The organism is Bacillota bacterium (assembly GCA_023511455.1).
Lineage (GTDB): Bacteria > Armatimonadota > HRBIN16 > HRBIN16 > HRBIN16 > HRBIN16.
Window position 1 is genome coordinate 1 of the sequence record JAIMBJ010000038.1, and the last position, 15,257, is coordinate 15,257.

General features: G+C 60.0%; 13 protein-coding genes. 8 read left to right on the forward strand and 5 right to left on the reverse strand.

Going from position 1 to position 15,257, the window contains the following annotated elements; translation table 11 throughout:
• Positions 1 to 134: 134 nt before the first annotated feature.
• The 5 genes from K6U75_14845 to K6U75_14865 form a co-directional block, all read right to left on the reverse strand.
• Positions 135 to 1,466: a hemolysin family protein gene (locus tag K6U75_14845; GenBank protein MCL6476320.1), complete on the reverse strand. Its 1,332-nt coding sequence runs from the start codon at positions 1,464 to 1,466 to the stop codon at positions 135 to 137.
• Positions 1,467 to 1,531: 65 nt separating this feature from the next.
• Positions 1,532 to 2,404, reverse strand: a complete 873-nt coding sequence (gene amrB / locus K6U75_14850) for an AmmeMemoRadiSam system protein B (protein MCL6476321.1) — start codon at positions 2,402 to 2,404, stop codon at positions 1,532 to 1,534.
• On the reverse strand, positions 2,401 to 2,625 hold the full coding sequence (locus K6U75_14855; protein ID MCL6476322.1) for a hypothetical protein: 225 nt from the start codon (positions 2,623 to 2,625) through the stop codon (positions 2,401 to 2,403). The genes amrB and K6U75_14855 overlap by 4 nt, the downstream gene beginning before the upstream one ends.
• A 15-nt stretch (positions 2,626 to 2,640) precedes the next feature.
• The gene (locus tag K6U75_14860; protein MCL6476323.1) at positions 2,641 to 3,567 is read right to left on the reverse strand and encodes a hypothetical protein; all 927 of its coding nucleotides are present in this window, start codon (positions 3,565 to 3,567) and stop codon (positions 2,641 to 2,643) included.
• 67 nt (positions 3,568 to 3,634) lie between these two features.
• The gene (locus K6U75_14865) at positions 3,635 to 5,080 is read right to left on the reverse strand and encodes a hypothetical protein (protein ID MCL6476324.1); all 1,446 of its coding nucleotides are present in this window, start codon (positions 5,078 to 5,080) and stop codon (positions 3,635 to 3,637) included.
• Positions 5,081 to 5,219: 139 nt separating this feature from the next.
• On the opposite strand from K6U75_14865, the gene K6U75_14870 reads away from it, so the two are divergent.
• From K6U75_14870 to K6U75_14905, 8 genes are all read left to right on the forward strand, one after another.
• Positions 5,220 to 6,473 (forward strand): 2,3-bisphosphoglycerate-independent phosphoglycerate mutase, encoded by a 1,254-nt coding sequence (locus K6U75_14870; protein ID MCL6476325.1) that lies wholly within the window; start codon positions 5,220 to 5,222, stop codon positions 6,471 to 6,473.
• Between the two features lies 1 nt (position 6,474).
• Positions 6,475 to 7,494 carry an NAD(P)-dependent glycerol-3-phosphate dehydrogenase gene (locus K6U75_14875; GenBank protein ID MCL6476326.1) on the forward strand — a complete coding sequence of 340 codons (1,020 nt, stop codon included), beginning with the start codon at positions 6,475 to 6,477 and terminating at the stop codon, positions 7,492 to 7,494.
• Between the two features lie 375 nt (positions 7,495 to 7,869).
• Positions 7,870 to 9,285: a phosphoglucomutase/phosphomannomutase family protein gene (locus K6U75_14880; GenBank protein MCL6476327.1), complete on the forward strand. Its 1,416-nt coding sequence runs from the start codon at positions 7,870 to 7,872 to the stop codon at positions 9,283 to 9,285.
• A 123-nt stretch (positions 9,286 to 9,408) separates the two neighbouring features.
• The gene (locus tag K6U75_14885; protein ID MCL6476328.1) at positions 9,409 to 10,140 is read left to right on the forward strand and encodes an esterase; all 732 of its coding nucleotides are present in this window, start codon (positions 9,409 to 9,411) and stop codon (positions 10,138 to 10,140) included.
• A 53-nt stretch (positions 10,141 to 10,193) separates the two neighbouring features.
• Complete coding sequence (locus tag K6U75_14890) at positions 10,194 to 12,911, forward strand: UvrD-helicase domain-containing protein (GenBank protein ID MCL6476329.1); 2,718 nt, start codon at positions 10,194 to 10,196, stop codon at positions 12,909 to 12,911.
• Between the two features lie 143 nt (positions 12,912 to 13,054).
• A complete protein-coding gene (gene dacB / locus K6U75_14895) occupies positions 13,055 to 14,473 on the forward strand; it encodes a D-alanyl-D-alanine carboxypeptidase/D-alanyl-D-alanine-endopeptidase (protein ID MCL6476330.1) in 1,419 nt (472 codons plus the stop codon).
• Between the two features lie 24 nt (positions 14,474 to 14,497).
• Positions 14,498 to 14,824, forward strand: coding sequence for a nucleotidyltransferase domain-containing protein (locus K6U75_14900; protein MCL6476331.1), 327 nt, complete (start codon positions 14,498 to 14,500; stop codon positions 14,822 to 14,824).
• Between the two features lie 65 nt (positions 14,825 to 14,889).
• On the forward strand, positions 14,890 to 15,255 hold the full coding sequence (locus tag K6U75_14905) for a HEPN domain-containing protein (GenBank protein MCL6476332.1): 366 nt from the start codon (positions 14,890 to 14,892) through the stop codon (positions 15,253 to 15,255).
• Positions 15,256 to 15,257: the final 2 nt, after the last annotated feature.

The window sequence follows — 15,257 nt, forward strand, 5'->3', positions numbered from 1 at the left end:
CGCAGCCAGGCGACAGCAACTGGAACCCCGATGCCGACCTGGACGGAGATGAGGAGGTAACACTGTTCGACTTCGGCGTGCTGGTACGCAATTTCGGAAAAACAGGGGATGAGTAGGGCACATCGGTTGTGCATTCACAAGGGGTTGCCACTTCCAGACGGGCTTGCCGGGGTTCCGCTGTATGCAGGCTGCACATACACCCGATGCACCCGTCGCCCGCGCATTTCCACTACCTGTATCTCAAAATGGCCGAAGGGTACACGGTCACCTACGCGCGGGAGTGAGGTCAGCTTGCCCATCACGTAACCGGCGACGGTTTCGAACGCGCTGTCCTCTTCCGATATCTCCACCCCGAGCTGGCTTGCCAGCTCGTCCAGTTCCACGTTGGCTTCCACCAGATAGCGGTTGTCGCCGAGCTTCTGGATGCGCGGCTGGATCGGCTCGAATTCATCGTAAATCTCGCCCACAATCTCTTCAATCACGTCCTCGATAGTTACCAGCCCGGAGGTGCCGCCATACTCGTCCACCACGATTGCCATGTGCATTTTTTGCTTCTGGAACTCGCGCAGTAATTCATCGATAGGTTTGCTTTCGGGCACGATCAGGCAATCGCGGGCGATGTGCCTCAACGTGTCGATGCCGTGCTGTCGGGCGCGGTAGAGGTCTTTGACGTGCACGATGCCGATGACCTTATCGGGGTCGCCTTCGCAAAGCGGGAAGCGGGTGAAGCCATACTGTTCGGCAATGCGCAGGTTCTCCTCCAGCGACCAGGTCGTGGACAGGTACACCATATCCACGCGAGGAACCATGATGTCCTTCGCTCGCTTGTCGCCGAAGGAGAAGACATGTTCCATCAGCTCCGCTTCGGTGTCTTTCAACGCGCCGGAGCGACGGGACGAGGCAAGCAGCAGTCGCAGTTCCTCCTGAGAATACGCCTCTTCGGGAGAGGCAGGCGGAATGCGAAGCAGGCGCAGCACCAGCGACGCGCAACCTGTCATCAGCCAGGTCAGCGGAAAGAGCAGACGATGGAACAGGTTCAACGGCGGAGCCGTCCACAACGCCGCTGGTTCGGTACGGCGGATGGCAACGCTTTTGGGAACCATCTCCCCCAGCACGACATGCAGGAAGGTGATGGTCAGGTACCCGATGATGAAAGCGGTAACGTGTACACTGCGCGGGGAGGTAATGCCCAGCAGGGTCAATACGGGCTGCAACTGCTTTGCCGCCCATGGTTCGGCGACCCATCCCAGTCCAATGCTGGCAAGGGTAATGCCCACCTGCACCGTGTTCAGGTAGGCATCGATGTGCTCCTGCGCGTGTTTGGCGATGCGCGCACGCCAGTTTTGCTGCTGGATTAACTCCTCCAGACGGGTGGAGCGCACCCGTACCAATGCAAACTCCGCCAGCACAAAGAAGGCGTTGAGCAAAAGCAGTGCGACAATCAGCAACGCTTCAACGGAAAACATCCCCCTTCACCTGCGGGATGGTAGTACCCCACAAGTGCTCCTTTCACCGTCGCTGGAAGGGACTCCTACTTCGTGGCGTAGAAGGCGCAGGCGGCGTAACCGACGACGTGTCGAGTGTCCCCGCCCGGCACATCACCAGACGTGTAATGGCACAGCACTTCGCCCTGTGTAATGCCCACTTCCCGCAGCGCAAACAGCATGGTGGCTGTGGACATCACGCCGCACATACTGATGTCGCGGCGGAAGACCTCCTCCATCAACCGCTCGCCATCCACCTCGCGCACCGCCTGCAAAGCGACCTCGTCCATGCGGTACGCCTCGTCGCGGGGCACATAGTGCATCAGGTCGGTGCTGGCTATCAGCACGCGGTGGCGAGCCGGGTCGCCCAGTAAGGACGCCAGCGCCTTGCCCAGATCTTTCAACACCTCGACGGTCTCGCGGTCGTAGTATACCCTGCCGAAAACGATGGGCACGATGCGGGCGTTGGGAGCAACCGTCTGCAGAAAAGGCAACTGCACTTCCAGCGAGTGTTCTGAATAATGTGCGGTCTCATCCTCGCGTACCGCGGAAACCGTCTGCTTGATAGCTTCGGCTGTGGGGGTATCTATGGGCACTTCGCCCAGAGGCGTCTTGAACACACCACGCGACAGGATGGCTATCGGGGCACCGATGGCGCGGTGGTTCGGTCCCAGCAAGATGACCGTTGCGGGCGTACCGTCTTCCGCGAGGCGTGCGTAGGCATGGGCGGCGGCGGCTCCCGAGTAGTAGTAACCCGCGTGAGGACACATCAACCCGCGCAGGGCACGCTTGCCGTTGATTGCCGTTTCGGGCAGCTGTCCCGGTCCAAGGGGGGACAGGAAGCATTTGCGTATCTCGTCGCGCAATTCGGCGGCGGTGTCGGCGTAGAACATTCCTGCAACGGCAGGTGAGCGTATCATGGCTCTCCCTCCTTCTTGCCCAGCAGCTTCTGAAGCTGCTCTAAAGGATTCGCCTGTTGCTGCGAGCCTTCCTGCAACTTCTCAATCTCCTCGATGGGGATAACGATGGAGTTTACGCCATCCAGGTCCAGTCCGGGCACGTCCAGAACCAGCCAGCCTTTTTCCGACTGCCTGCCCTCATGCGAGTGAATGATGCGCATCCGGTTTTTGGGAAAGTTCATCCGATTCCCCCCCTTTTAGCGTTTGGAGCTGTTCACCGCCCGCACGATATCGCCCTCTTTGACCTCTTCCGCATCCTTCGCGCGGCGGGTGAAGCGCAATTTCGCCCGTTCATCCTGCACGTCGGTGACCTTCGCCATGCCGAGCGACACGGTGTCCGTCCACACCACCTGCCCCTTCGAGTTGCGCACGTTGGACACGCGGAACACCTCGTAGGTGTCGCCCACGCGCACACCCTGAAACCGTCCACGGTCGATAATGAACTCATCAGAAGACATCACCGCGATGACCTCTGCCTCGGATGGGAAGTAGATGGCGATTTTCTTCGCGATGTCGTCCACCGCCTTGCGCGTGGCGCGACCAATCTGGCTTTCCGCCCACTCCCGGCTGCCGAAATCCACTCCCGCCAGCCAGTCGAACAGCCTTGCGCCCACGAGGGTCAGGTCGTTGCGCGTTTCGCGTCCTTCGCCCGTCTCTGCCATCAGGATGCGTCCGGTGCGCACGTCGATCAAGCGCACGTCCGCTTTCACCCGCGCGGTACTCTGCCGTACCCGAACGCCTACCGAGAACTGCGCGATGACGCCCCCCAGCTGGCTTTCGTCGCGGATGCCGAACTCGGTGATGCGCCCGCCAAGGATGTAATCCACGCCCAGAATCTTGCCCATCTCCACCGCGGTGGCAGGGTCAATGATGCCCGAACGCGCCAGCTGTTGTTCGCGCAAAACCGCCTCCAGTTGCGAACGCTCCACCACCTCCAGCCCCATCTTCACCAGCGCGGTGGTAAGCATATCGCCGATAATGTTTCCAAGTTGCGCCGTGCGATATTCCATCGGCGGGTCGAACGAAAGCACCGCGATGCGTTTGCGGGCGCGGGTCGGCTCTTGCGCCCAGCAGCCTGCCACCAGCACCAGCGCGAGCAGGATGAGTGCCAGCCCTCTTTTCATGATGCCCAGCCTCCTTTGCACTGTCTATTATTATAGACGTTCCTGCTCGACCAGATGCATCATTATTTCAGCAGGCTTGCTGGTTGATGGCTCGCAGCCTGTCCTTGCACAGGGGGGCCTGTTCCAGAATGGCGATGCCGTCCTTGAGCAGTTCTTTCGCCTCGTTTCGCTCGCCCAGCACCTCATGGATAAGCGCAGCGGTCAGGGCGATGAGTGCGTCGAAGACATCCTGCAGCCATGAAAAGGTTGGGTCCAATGCCCACTCCATTTCAGGCAGATGACGCCATGCGCGCTCAAGGAGCTCAGCCGTTTGCTCACGGTTGCCCACTGCGTAATGCAGTAGTGCGCTTTCGACCAGCACGTCCGGGCTGCGCGGCGACAGTTTCAACGCAGCCTCAATCGGTTCCATCGCCTCCACGAACCGTTGCTCCGCCCTGAGCAGCAGCGCCTCGCGTGCGAGAGGAACAGCCGAATCTGGGTTGAAGTCTTTCCACTGTTGAAGATATCGCCGGATGCCCGCAATGCTCTCACGACGGAAGTCCAGTTCAAACACATCGGTCAGATTGCTGAATGCCCTGTTCAGGAACTTGCGGAATATCCTGGCAAACGGACGGGTTTTCCACCGCTCGAAAGGATACAGCTGATGGTAGACCTTCTTCCAATTCCCCTCGCGCCCCCAGTTCACAATCTGCTCCACAACCTGAGAGTCTTCAATGGCCTTCACTATCCAGTTTACATCGATAGCCTTCAAAAGCGCATTCTCTTGCTGGGAAGAAGCACGCTCGCTACGGTTGGGGGGTATCCAATCGGGATAGAGGTCTATTTCCAGCCCAAACTGCCGGATACCCTCATTGAGCTCTTGTCGTTTCCGGTCGAAAGCCCTCCGCGCCGACTGAGTATGTAACATGTAACAGGTCATGGACAGCAGTTCGCGAAATGTGCCCACGACATGATGGGTATTCGCAACTGCCTCCCAATCCATTTCGGGAAGACTCCGCCAAACTTGCTCCAGTTCTTTCATTGCATTTAGCCTGTTTACAAAGGAGAGAGCCGGGAGGTAAATCGCAAGGTACTCCACGCGAGCCTCCACCGCGTGTGGGTGTTTTCGGAACATAGCGTCCAGGTGGGAGTCGGAGACTTGTTCCTCATCCGGCGTTTCCGGGATAGAAAAGTCGTGCAGGGTGAGGGTGACCACCACGTCGCCCGGCTCAATTTCGAGCCAGCTCCGCATCATTCTTCGTGCGGCTGACATTTGCTCGTCGGTGAAAGCCATCGCGACAAACTGCTCAAGGGAAAAGATTGCCAGTTCGCGGGCAGATTCACGCAGCTTCCCCTGTGTTTGGCGCACCAACGTGGCGGAGCGTTCGAACGCCTGGTCGAAACGGTTCTCGTCCTGCAGGGCGAAAACTCGCTCGAACTCTTCGGCGACATCTACTTGGCGCTCTACCGCGTCAAGGTCTACCTTGTCGGTAAGCTTCTGAACCGCTTGTTCCAGACGTGATGAAGGTGCCATCCACAAAGCTCCTCGGCGAACAGAGTCGTTTCTTTAGTTGCCCGCGAGGTCACCATTCTCCTGCCACACTCCGGCAACAGGAAATCCCCGCCCTTTTGCGGAAGTGAAAAAGGCACCATTTGCACAGGAGGTGAACCCAATGGCAGCATCTTCCGAAGCCCGCAAGGTGATTGTGCTTATCGGGGACGGGATGGCAGACCGACCGCATCCCGCCTTAGGCGGCAAGACCCCCATCGAAGCCGCGCATACACCCCACATGGACCGCTTAGCGACAGAGGGCGAAACGGGGCTGATGGACCTGATTGCGCCCGGCGTGCGCGTGGGCAGCGACACGGGACATCTCGCCCTGCTGGGCTACGACCCCTACGCCGTGTACACCGGACGCGGACCCTTCGAAGCGCTCGGCGTGGGCATGGAGGTGCGTGGAGGTGACATCGCCTTCCGCTGCAATTTCAGCACCGTGGACGACAACATGGTGGTTCTCGACCGCCGCGCAGGACGCATCACCGAAGGTACTGACCAGCTTGCCGCGCAGGTGAACGGCATCTTCATCGAGGACGTGCAGGTGTTCTTCAAAGAGTCGGTGGCGCACCGCGGCGCGCTGATTCTGCGCGGACCTGGCTTATCCCCCAAAATCACCGACGCCGACCCGCACGCTGAGGGCGAAAAAGTACACGAGGTTCAGGCGATAGATCCCGATGATGCCGCCGCCCGACGCACCGCGCGCATCGTCAATCAGTTTGTGCGCCTCAGCTACGAAAAACTGAACCACCATCCGGTGAACCAGAAGCGGCGCGAACAGGGCTTGAACCCCGCCAATATCATCCTGCCGCGCGGGGCTGGTGTCGCACCCAGTATTCCGGACTTCAACACGCACCACCAGCTGATTGGCGCGTGCGTGGCAGAGACGGGGTTAATCAAGGGTATCGCCCGCTTCGTGGGGCTGAAGGTGCTGGAAGTGCCCGAAGCCACCGGCGGACTGGACAGCGACGTGATGGCGATGGGACGCAAGGTGGTGGAGGCTTTGCAGGAACATACCTTCGTCCTTTGCAACGTGAAGGGGCCCGATGTCGCCGCACACGACCACAACCCGCAGGCGAAGGTGGACATTATCCAGCGCATTGACGCGATGCTGGGCTGGTTGCTGACGCAGATCGACCCTGCAACCACCTACATCGTGGTCTCCGCTGACCACACCACTGCTTGCTCCTTCGGCGACCACACGGGTGAGCCGGTTCCCATCGTGCTGTGGGGACCGGAAGTGCGCACGGACGACGTGACGCAGTTCGGCGAGCGGGCATGTGCCCGGGGTGGTTTGGGGCGCATCCGGGGCAAGGACCTGGTGCCCATGCTGACCAGCCTGATGAACGTTCAGGAGAAGTTCGGTGCCTGAATTGCCGACGGTAGCGGTTTTAGGGGCAGGAAGCTGGGGCACGGCTCTCGCGCTGTTGCTGGGCAACAAACAGGTGCAGGTAGCGCTGTGGGCGCGTGATGCCGAATTAGCGGAAGCCATTCGCCGTGAAGGGCAGAACCCGCGCTACCTGCCCGGCTTCCCCCTGCCCCCTTTGGTGACCCCTACCAGCGATATACAGCAAGCGGTTAACGAGGCGGAGGTGCTGGTCTTTGCCGTACCTGCAGGCGCATTGCGCGAGGTGGCTTCCGCCGTTCGGGAATGCCTCTCCTCCCCACGATTGCTCATCTCCGCCGCGAAGGGGCTGGAAACGGACGGCAGCCGCCCCTCACAGGTGCTGCAAGCGACGCTGGGTCGGCACTGCGGCGATATGGTGGTGCTTTCCGGTCCCAACCTCGCGCTGGAGCTGGCTCGCGAAATCCCCACAGCAACGGTGGTGGCTTCACCTTCCCCCGAAGCGGCAAGGCGCGCGCAGATGCTGTTCATGCACCCTTCCTTCCGCGTCTACACCAATCACGACGTGACAGGGGTGGAGCTCGGCGGCGCGCTGAAGAACGTGCTTGCCATCGGTGCAGGCATCAGCGACGGCATGGGCTTTGGCGATAACTCCAAGGCGGCGTTTATCACGCGCGGGCTGGCGGAGATGGTGCGGCTGGGCGTCGCGCTGGGCGCGGAGGAGCGCACCTTTATGGGACTATCGGGCGTGGGCGACCTGTTTGCGACCGCCTCCAGCCATCTCAGTCGCAACTGGCGTGTAGGACACGGACTGGCACAGGGCAAGCCGCTGGCGCACATCCTGCAGGAGCTCCGGCAGGTTGCTGAGGGTGTGCCGACCACCTTCGCGGTGTGCCAGCTGGCAGAAAGGCTGAACATCGAAATGCCCATCGCGCAGACCATCCGCGCCGTGCTGGAGGGGCGTTTGAACCCGCGCGACGCCATCCACGAACTGATGCTGCGCACTCCTAAAGAGGAGTGGTGGGGCACCAGGCTGAAAGAGGCGTGATGGCAACGGAATGCCATTACCCACGATGAGGCATGAAATCCTGTATACTTTTTAGTGGACAGGAGTTACGCAGTTGCAATGGACAAACAGCAGGTCACGCTTTGTCAGCGACTGCACAGACCGTTTTCTGTCATGCTGAGCCCAAGCGAAGCATCTCTTCCCTGTCACCCTGAGCGTCAGCGAAGGGTCTCTGAGATTCTTCGCTTCGCTCAGAATGACATTTCTTGTCATGCTGAACGCAGTGAAGCATCTCTGAGATTCTTCGCTTCGCTCAGAATGACAGTTTGTGTCGCTTTATATTGTAAACTTCTGAGTACTCTTTCAACGGCATAACTCCTGGTGGAGTAACATACCTTAATACGGAGGTGGTCGCAGGTGAGACAGGTGGAGATTCGCTTTGGAACGGACGGCTGGCGTGGAGTGATCGATGAGGACTTCAACGAGACGAACGTGCGTCTGGTGGCGCGGGCGGTAGCGGAATACCTGCACCACGCAAAACCCGAAGGGCATGGCGTGCTGGTGGGGTACGATAACCGCCTGAAGTCAGAGGTGTTTGCGCGGGCGGCAGCGGAGGAGCTCGCCCAGTGCGGACTGCCCGCCGTGCTATCGGAGAGTTCGCTGTCGTCGCCAGCGTTGTCGTTCGCAGTGTATCATCGCAAGGCGCAGGGCGGTGTGATGATTACCGCCAGCCACAATCCGCCACAGTTCAACGGCTTCAAGTTCAAAGCGAACTACGGAGGTTCCGCTCTGCCGGACATCACCGAGCAGATTGAGGCGCACCTGCAACGGATACTGGCGGGCGAACAGACGGCTGGACATAAACCCGCCAGGATGCGCACCGAAAACCTCACCACCGAGTACCTGCAGCACCTCAGCACACTGGTGGAAATGCCCCGCATTCTGGAGGCGGGCTGGAAAGTGGTAGCCGACGCCATGCACGGCTCAGGCGCGGGCTATCTGCGTACCCTGTTGCAGGGTGGAAGGACGCAGGTCATCGCCATCCGCGAGAACCGTGACACACAGTTCGGCGGCGTCAACCCCGAGCCGATTGCCTCTAACCTCGGGGTGTTGATGGAGACGGTGGTGCGCGAGGGCGCGGACATCGGTATCGCGCTGGACGGCGACGCCGACCGCGTGGGCGCAGTCGATGAGCGGGGCAACTTTGTAGACAGTCATCGTATCTTTGCCATCACGCTGTACCATCTGGTGCAAAGGCGCGGCTGGCGCGGGCGTGTGGTGAAGACCATCTCTACCACGAATATGATTGACGCCCTGTGCCGGCATTTCGGGCTACCGTTGACCGTCACGCCCATCGGCTTCAAGTATATCTGCGAGAACATGTTACAGGGCGATGTGCTGATCGGCGGCGAGGAGAGCGGCGGTATCGGGGTGCAGCATCATATCCCCGAGCGAGATGGCGTGCTGATGGGACTGATGCTGCTGGAGGCAATGACGCTGAGCGGAAAGAAACTCAGCGACCTGGTGCAGGAGGTGTTCGAACTGACCGGAGAACACCATTACAACCGTATTGACCTGCATCTGGAACGCGAGGAGATGCCCGCCGCTCGTGAGCGCGTGGCGCAAACCGAAGCGCGGGAGGTCGCCGGTTTGCCGGTCAATGTGATTGACCGCATGGACGGCACCAAGTTCCTGTTGGACAACGGCGCGTGGCTGTTACTGCGAGCATCGGGCACGGAGCCGGTGGTGCGTGTGTACGCCGAGGCATCCTCACCCGAGCTGGTACAACAACTGCTGAGCGCCGGCGAGGCGCTGGTGCGTGGCAAGTCGTGACAGCAGGCTGCTACTCCCGCATTTTTCTGGATGGTCGCGCACTGTCGCGACCACCCTCTGAAAGAGAAGCGTTCTTGAACATTTTCACCGTCCCCAACGTCTGCAGGGTGGAGGTGATGACGTATGCCGCAAGAACCCGAGGAAATTACCCTGCGGGTAGACGGTGTTCAGCGTACTGCGCTGGTGTATCCCGGCTCGCAAGCCCACCGCAAGCCCTCGCCGGTGGTGCTGGTGTTCCACGGCTTCACCGGAAACGCTTATCACGCCGCCCGGGCATACAGCCTGCACACGGCATGGAAAGAGGCAACGGTGGTCTATCCACAGGGGCTGACCGTGTACAGCCCCCGCCTGTTGCGCAACGGACCGGGCTGGCAGCACCGTCCGGGCGAATACGAAGACCGCGACCTGAAGTTCGTGGATGCGCTTCTGGAAGAATTGAAATCGCGCTATCGGGTAGACGAGAAGGCAATCTACGCCTGCGGAATGTCCAACGGTGCGCTCTTCTGTTTCGTGCTGCTGGCAGAGAGGGCGAAGGCGTTCGCAGCGTTCGCGCCGGTAGCGGGAGCAGGTGGATTATTCTTATTGCGCGCACGGACGCCGCGCCCGGTGCTGATGGTGAACGGCAGGGCGGACAGGCTGGTTTCCTTTCAAGCGGCGGAGCGCACGCGCGACGTGTTACTCCGTCTCAACGGCTGCGGGAGCGAGCAAAAGGAATGGGCAAAGGGATGTATCACTTACCTGCCGGTGAAAGACAACAATCACGTGGTGTTTTGTGCCCATGACGGAGGGCATATCTGGCCTCCTGAGGCAACAGCGCATATTGTGCGTTTCTTCAAGGAGCACCGCCTTCGCTGAGGTGTTTGACACTCGCTGCGCCGCTTCGCTACCATAGTATGGGTGAAACGGACATGGCATACCCCCAAAGCCCGGTACAGGAGGAGGAACAGCGTCTTGCGGTCGAGACCGATGACCGTTCGGTAGTGGTGTCGGCAGGGGCTGGTTCTGGCAAAACGCAGGTGCTGGCAGAGCGGTTCGTGCACCTGGTCAAGGCGGGCAAGGCGGGCATCGATGAGATATTGACCATCACCTACACGCGCAAAGCGGCGCGCGAGATGAAAGAGCGAATCGTTGCGCTGCTGGAGCGGGAGGGAATGGGTGAAGCAAGATGGCTGGTGGAGAGCGCGTACATCAGTACCATCGACTCGCTGTGCGCCCGCCTGATTCGGGAGAACCCTTTTGACAGCGTGGTAGACCCCTTTTTCCAGCAGCTCGCCGAACACGACGCCGAGAGACTGTTCTATCGCGCTTTTGACCGCGTGGTGGACAGGCACAGCGTGCAACCCGATAGCAACATCGGCAAACTGCTGCGTGAAGCCTTCGGCAGGATGCGCTTCGGCAGCGACCCGCGAGACGCCCTGCATACTCTGCGCCAGGACCTCTACCGCGCGATGGAGACGGTGCGCCTGTTTGGCTGGGGGCGTCGGCACCTGCTGGAATGGGCGGACGACATCAGCCAGAATCCCCAGAACATCGGCTGGCAACTGTTGTCCTTGTTGCGGAACGCCTTGCTACCTGGGGTGAAGGCAGCTCAGCGTGTGCTCCCTGCGGAGGAGACGCTGGCAGCAGAGCTGCGTCGCCTGCAACATGCGCTCGAGAACATCCCCAAAGATGGCGACCTGACGCAGACGGTCCACACGCTGCGCGAAGCGTTGCTTCTCCGACAGGGCGATAGCCACGTGAACCACCCCGTGGTGGCGGAGTGCCTGAGCCGCGTTCGGGACTGGTTCGCCATGCTCAACGCCCAGCAATTAACCAGAGAGGTACAGGAGGCGTGGCGAACCGTTGCCGCATTGCACCTGCTGGTGGAGGCATGGGATGAATACCAGCGCGTGAAGACGGAAGCCAACCTGTGCGACTTCGCCGACGTGATGACCGAAGCGATACGCCTCCTGCGCGAACACAAAGCCGTCCGCCAGCGTTATCGCCAGAGGTTCCGTTTCGTCATGGTTGATGAGTTTCAGGATGCCAACGGGCTGCAGCTGGAGCTGGTGCGCCTGCTGAGCAACGGCAGGAACCTTTTTGTGGTGGGCGATGCACAGCAGTCCATCTACGCCTTCCGCCACGCCGATGTCAGCCTGTTTCGCCGCATGGAGCAGAAAGCGCGTGCATCCCCAGACCGTGCCCTGCTGGTAGGACTGCAGCGCAATTTCCGTTCGCGCCCTGAGATTCTGCGCTTCATAGAGTGCATCTACCGCCCGATATGGTCGGCGTCCATTGGCGGGGACGTGTTCCGTCCGTTGCGCAGTGCGAAGCCGTTCGTGCCCAAGCAGCAGCCCAGCGTGGAGTTTGTGATGGTGCCACAGGAAAGCCAGGATACCCTGTGGGTAGCCATCGCCCGCGCAACCGCCGGGTATATTCGGCAATTGGTCGAGCAGAATCGGGTTTGCATCACGGCGCACGGCGCGGAACAGGGACAGCCCTTACAGTACCGTCATGTTGCCATTCTGTTACGGCAAACCAATCAGGTGCCCATTTTTGAGGAGGCTCTATCGCGGGAAAGGGTCCCCTTCTACAACACCGCGCGACGCCAGTACTTTGTGCAGCCCGAAGTGCGTGACCTTATCTTCGCGCTAACGGTGATAGACTCCCCCACCGACGACATCGCGGTGGCAGCCACATTGCGCTCGCCCATGGTCGGCGCGAGTATGGACACTCTGTACGCCTGCGCGCTTGAATCACAGAAAGCAGGCAAGGGTACGCCGTTGTGGACAGGGGTGAAACGATGGCTGGACGCCAACCCCGCACAGACGGATGCTCAGGCAGTGCGTGAGTTCGTCGCGCTGGTGGAGGGCCTGCAGCAACAACGCGCTCTGCGGGACGTGGCTCAGACGCTCACCGCACTGATTGACCACACGCAGTATGAGGCGCGTCTGTTGTGTCGCCCCGAAGGTAAACAGCGGGTAGCCAACGTGCGCAAACTGGTGCAGATGGCAACCGAGAACCGCGAAATGTCTATCGCGCAGTTTGTAGAGATAGTGAACGAACTGGAACGCATCGCCCTGCGCGAAGGGGAAGCCCCCGTGCTGGAAGAGACGGCGGACGTGGTGCGCATTTACACCGTGCATGGCGCAAAGGGATTGCAATTTCCAGTGGTGGTTCTGCCCGATGTCGCTCGCCCCATACGCCGCCGCCCGCAGCCAAGGTTGCTCGCCTGCCTGCCCGCACAGAAGTTTGTGGCGCAGGGGTTTATGAAAGAAACGACCCATCCCCCGATGACCCAGGCGGCGGCAATCTGGTCTCGCCAGCGCGAGTGGGAGGAGGAACTGCGCGTGTGGTACGTGGCGATGACGCGAGCGATAGAACATCTGGTCTTCGTCGCACCCAATGGGGCAAACGGGTTCTGGTGGAACCTGTTTCTGGACGCCCTGCAACTACCCCATTCCTTCTCGCAGGAGGGCGTGATGCGCATTGCCGAGGGTTGTGATGTCATGGTGCGCGTGGTATCGGAGACGGGCGCAGAACCCGCCGAGGCGATGGAGGAACAGAGATTGCAGCAGCTGGCGCAGTGGCTGCTGGGGAAGGCGGAGTGCAGTGTGGAAGAGTTACTGCAGTGGCTGAACGGCTGATTGTCGCTATCGCTAACGAGGGCGAGTCCCCCGCCGAGCCGTAATCGGTATCTTTCGCTTGACGCATGGTTTGCTCCCGAACGGCAGGGAGGCAAGAGCCCTGCGTCGAACCTCCAGATAAACCACCGAGGAGACGGTTGCCCATGCGCAAAAAGACGACCCTGTGCCTGCTGTGGCTCTGGCTGATAACCCTGCCCGTCCTTGCCGACCTCAAAACCGATATCGATAAGCTGCTGCAAAACCCCGCTCTGGCGCACAGCATTACCGCTATCCTGGTGGTCTCCTTGAAGGACGGCAGAACGCTTTACGAACGCGACGCGGACCTGATGCTGGTCCCCGCTTCCAATCAGAAACTGCTCACTGCGGCGGCAAGCCTGCATAAACTGGGGCCGGACTTCCGCTTCACGACCCGCCTTTGGGTAACTGGGGAGATAGACGCACAGGGCGTTCTGCAGGGTGACCTGATTCTGCAGGGCAGTGGCGACCCGACCATTCTGCTAAAGGACATCGAAGCGATGGCGGACGCAGTGGAAAAGGCAGGTATCCGCCGTATCGATGGCTATCTGCTGTATGACGAGAGCGCGTTCGACGGTATCCGCCGCGGCTGGGACTGGGCATGGGACGACGAACCTTACTACTACTCACCCTGCCTGAGCGCGATATGCGTCGAACGCAACGCGGTGACCGTCTTCGTCTCACCCGGAGAGAAGGCAGGTGATGATCCCCGCATCCGCCTCTTTCCCCCCACGGGCTATCTACTGGTGCGCAATGAGGCAACGACTTCTCCAGCCGGTACGCCTGCAACCGTTTACGTGACGCGCGAGCACGCACGCAACATCGCTATCGTGCGGGGACAGATACCTCTGGATGCCCGTCCCGATTCGGCAAGGCAGGCGTTGTCGGTGGAGGAACCACCCCGCTACGCGATGTGGCTGCTGCGTGAGTCACTGGAAAAGCGTGGGATAACCACCCGCTACCGCACCGCCCTGCCCGACCGCGTGCCAGAGCGGGCACGGCTGATCCACACCCACACGTCGCCTCCGCTGAGGGAAATACTCCCCCTCCTGAACAAACCGAGCGATAACCTTATCGCGGAATGCCTGATGCGCACACTGGGTGCTGTGCTACACCGCGAGGGAAGCGCCGCAGCAGGCGAGCGAGTGATGCTGGACTTTTTGAAAGAGGCGGGGTTAGACCTTTCCGCGCTGAACATCGTGGATGGTTCTGGCTTGTCGCGGCGCAATCAGGTGTCGGCAAGGAATCTGGTAACCTTACTGCGTTACATGGCATCGCATCCGCAGGCGAAGGTGTTTCAGGACTCCCTTCCGATAGCAGGCGTGGACGGCACTCTGCGCAACCGAATGGTCAACACCCCTGCGCAGGGTAAAGTGCGTGCCAAGACGGGTAGTCTGAGCAGAGTAAGTACCCTGTCGGGCTATCTGACCACGCAGACGGGCGAGGAGCTGGTGTTCGCCATCCTGATGAACAACTATAACGGTTCAGCGGCGACGGCACGGGCAGTGCAGGATGCTATCTTGCTACGACTGGTGCAGGGGGAGTAGAATAGTGCTGGGGGCGAGTAGCCGATGTGTGATGAAACGTTGCAACGCGCCAAGCGCATCATCACGGAAGAGGTAGAGAAGGCGGGTTGCCGGGTGGTGAAGGTGATTCTGTTCGGCAGCCGCGCACGGGGCGATGCCCGCGCCGACAGCGACTGGGATTTTCTCGTGGTGGTGGATAAGGGAATGGGCTTTCACGCGAGAGAGGACCTTGCTTCCGATATTTTACTCAGGCTGGTGAAAGAGAATATATACGCAGATGTGTTTGTTTTGCCTGCAGCGGTCGTAGAACAAAGGAGGCGTGATACTGGATATCTGGTTTACTACATTCTCAAAGAGGGGGTGGAGGTGTGAATGAAGCATCTGTTCGCACATAGATAAAGAGAGCGGCGCACGATTTAACCATCGGTCTTCATGAAATGGAATACCCTGCTCCAATGACCGACATGGTGTGTTTTCACATGCAGCAGGCTGCGGAGAAGTACTTGAAGGCTTTCCTAATACTGCACGGACGCGAGTATCCGCGGACGCACCGAATAGAGAACATCCTTCAGATCTGCGAGCAGGTGGAGCCGATTTTCCGCGAATTGCGGGAGCACGGCATAGAGGAACTGTCACGGTACGCAACAACTATACGTTACGGAAAGGATGAGTATATGCCATCCGTAGAGGAAACGAAGCGGGCGATTCAGTTGGCGCAAACAGTTAAGCGTTTTGTTCGGCAGCGGCTACTGCAAAAGGGTTTCGATGCCGAAGGAACAATTGAAAGCACGGAAACGGAGTAACG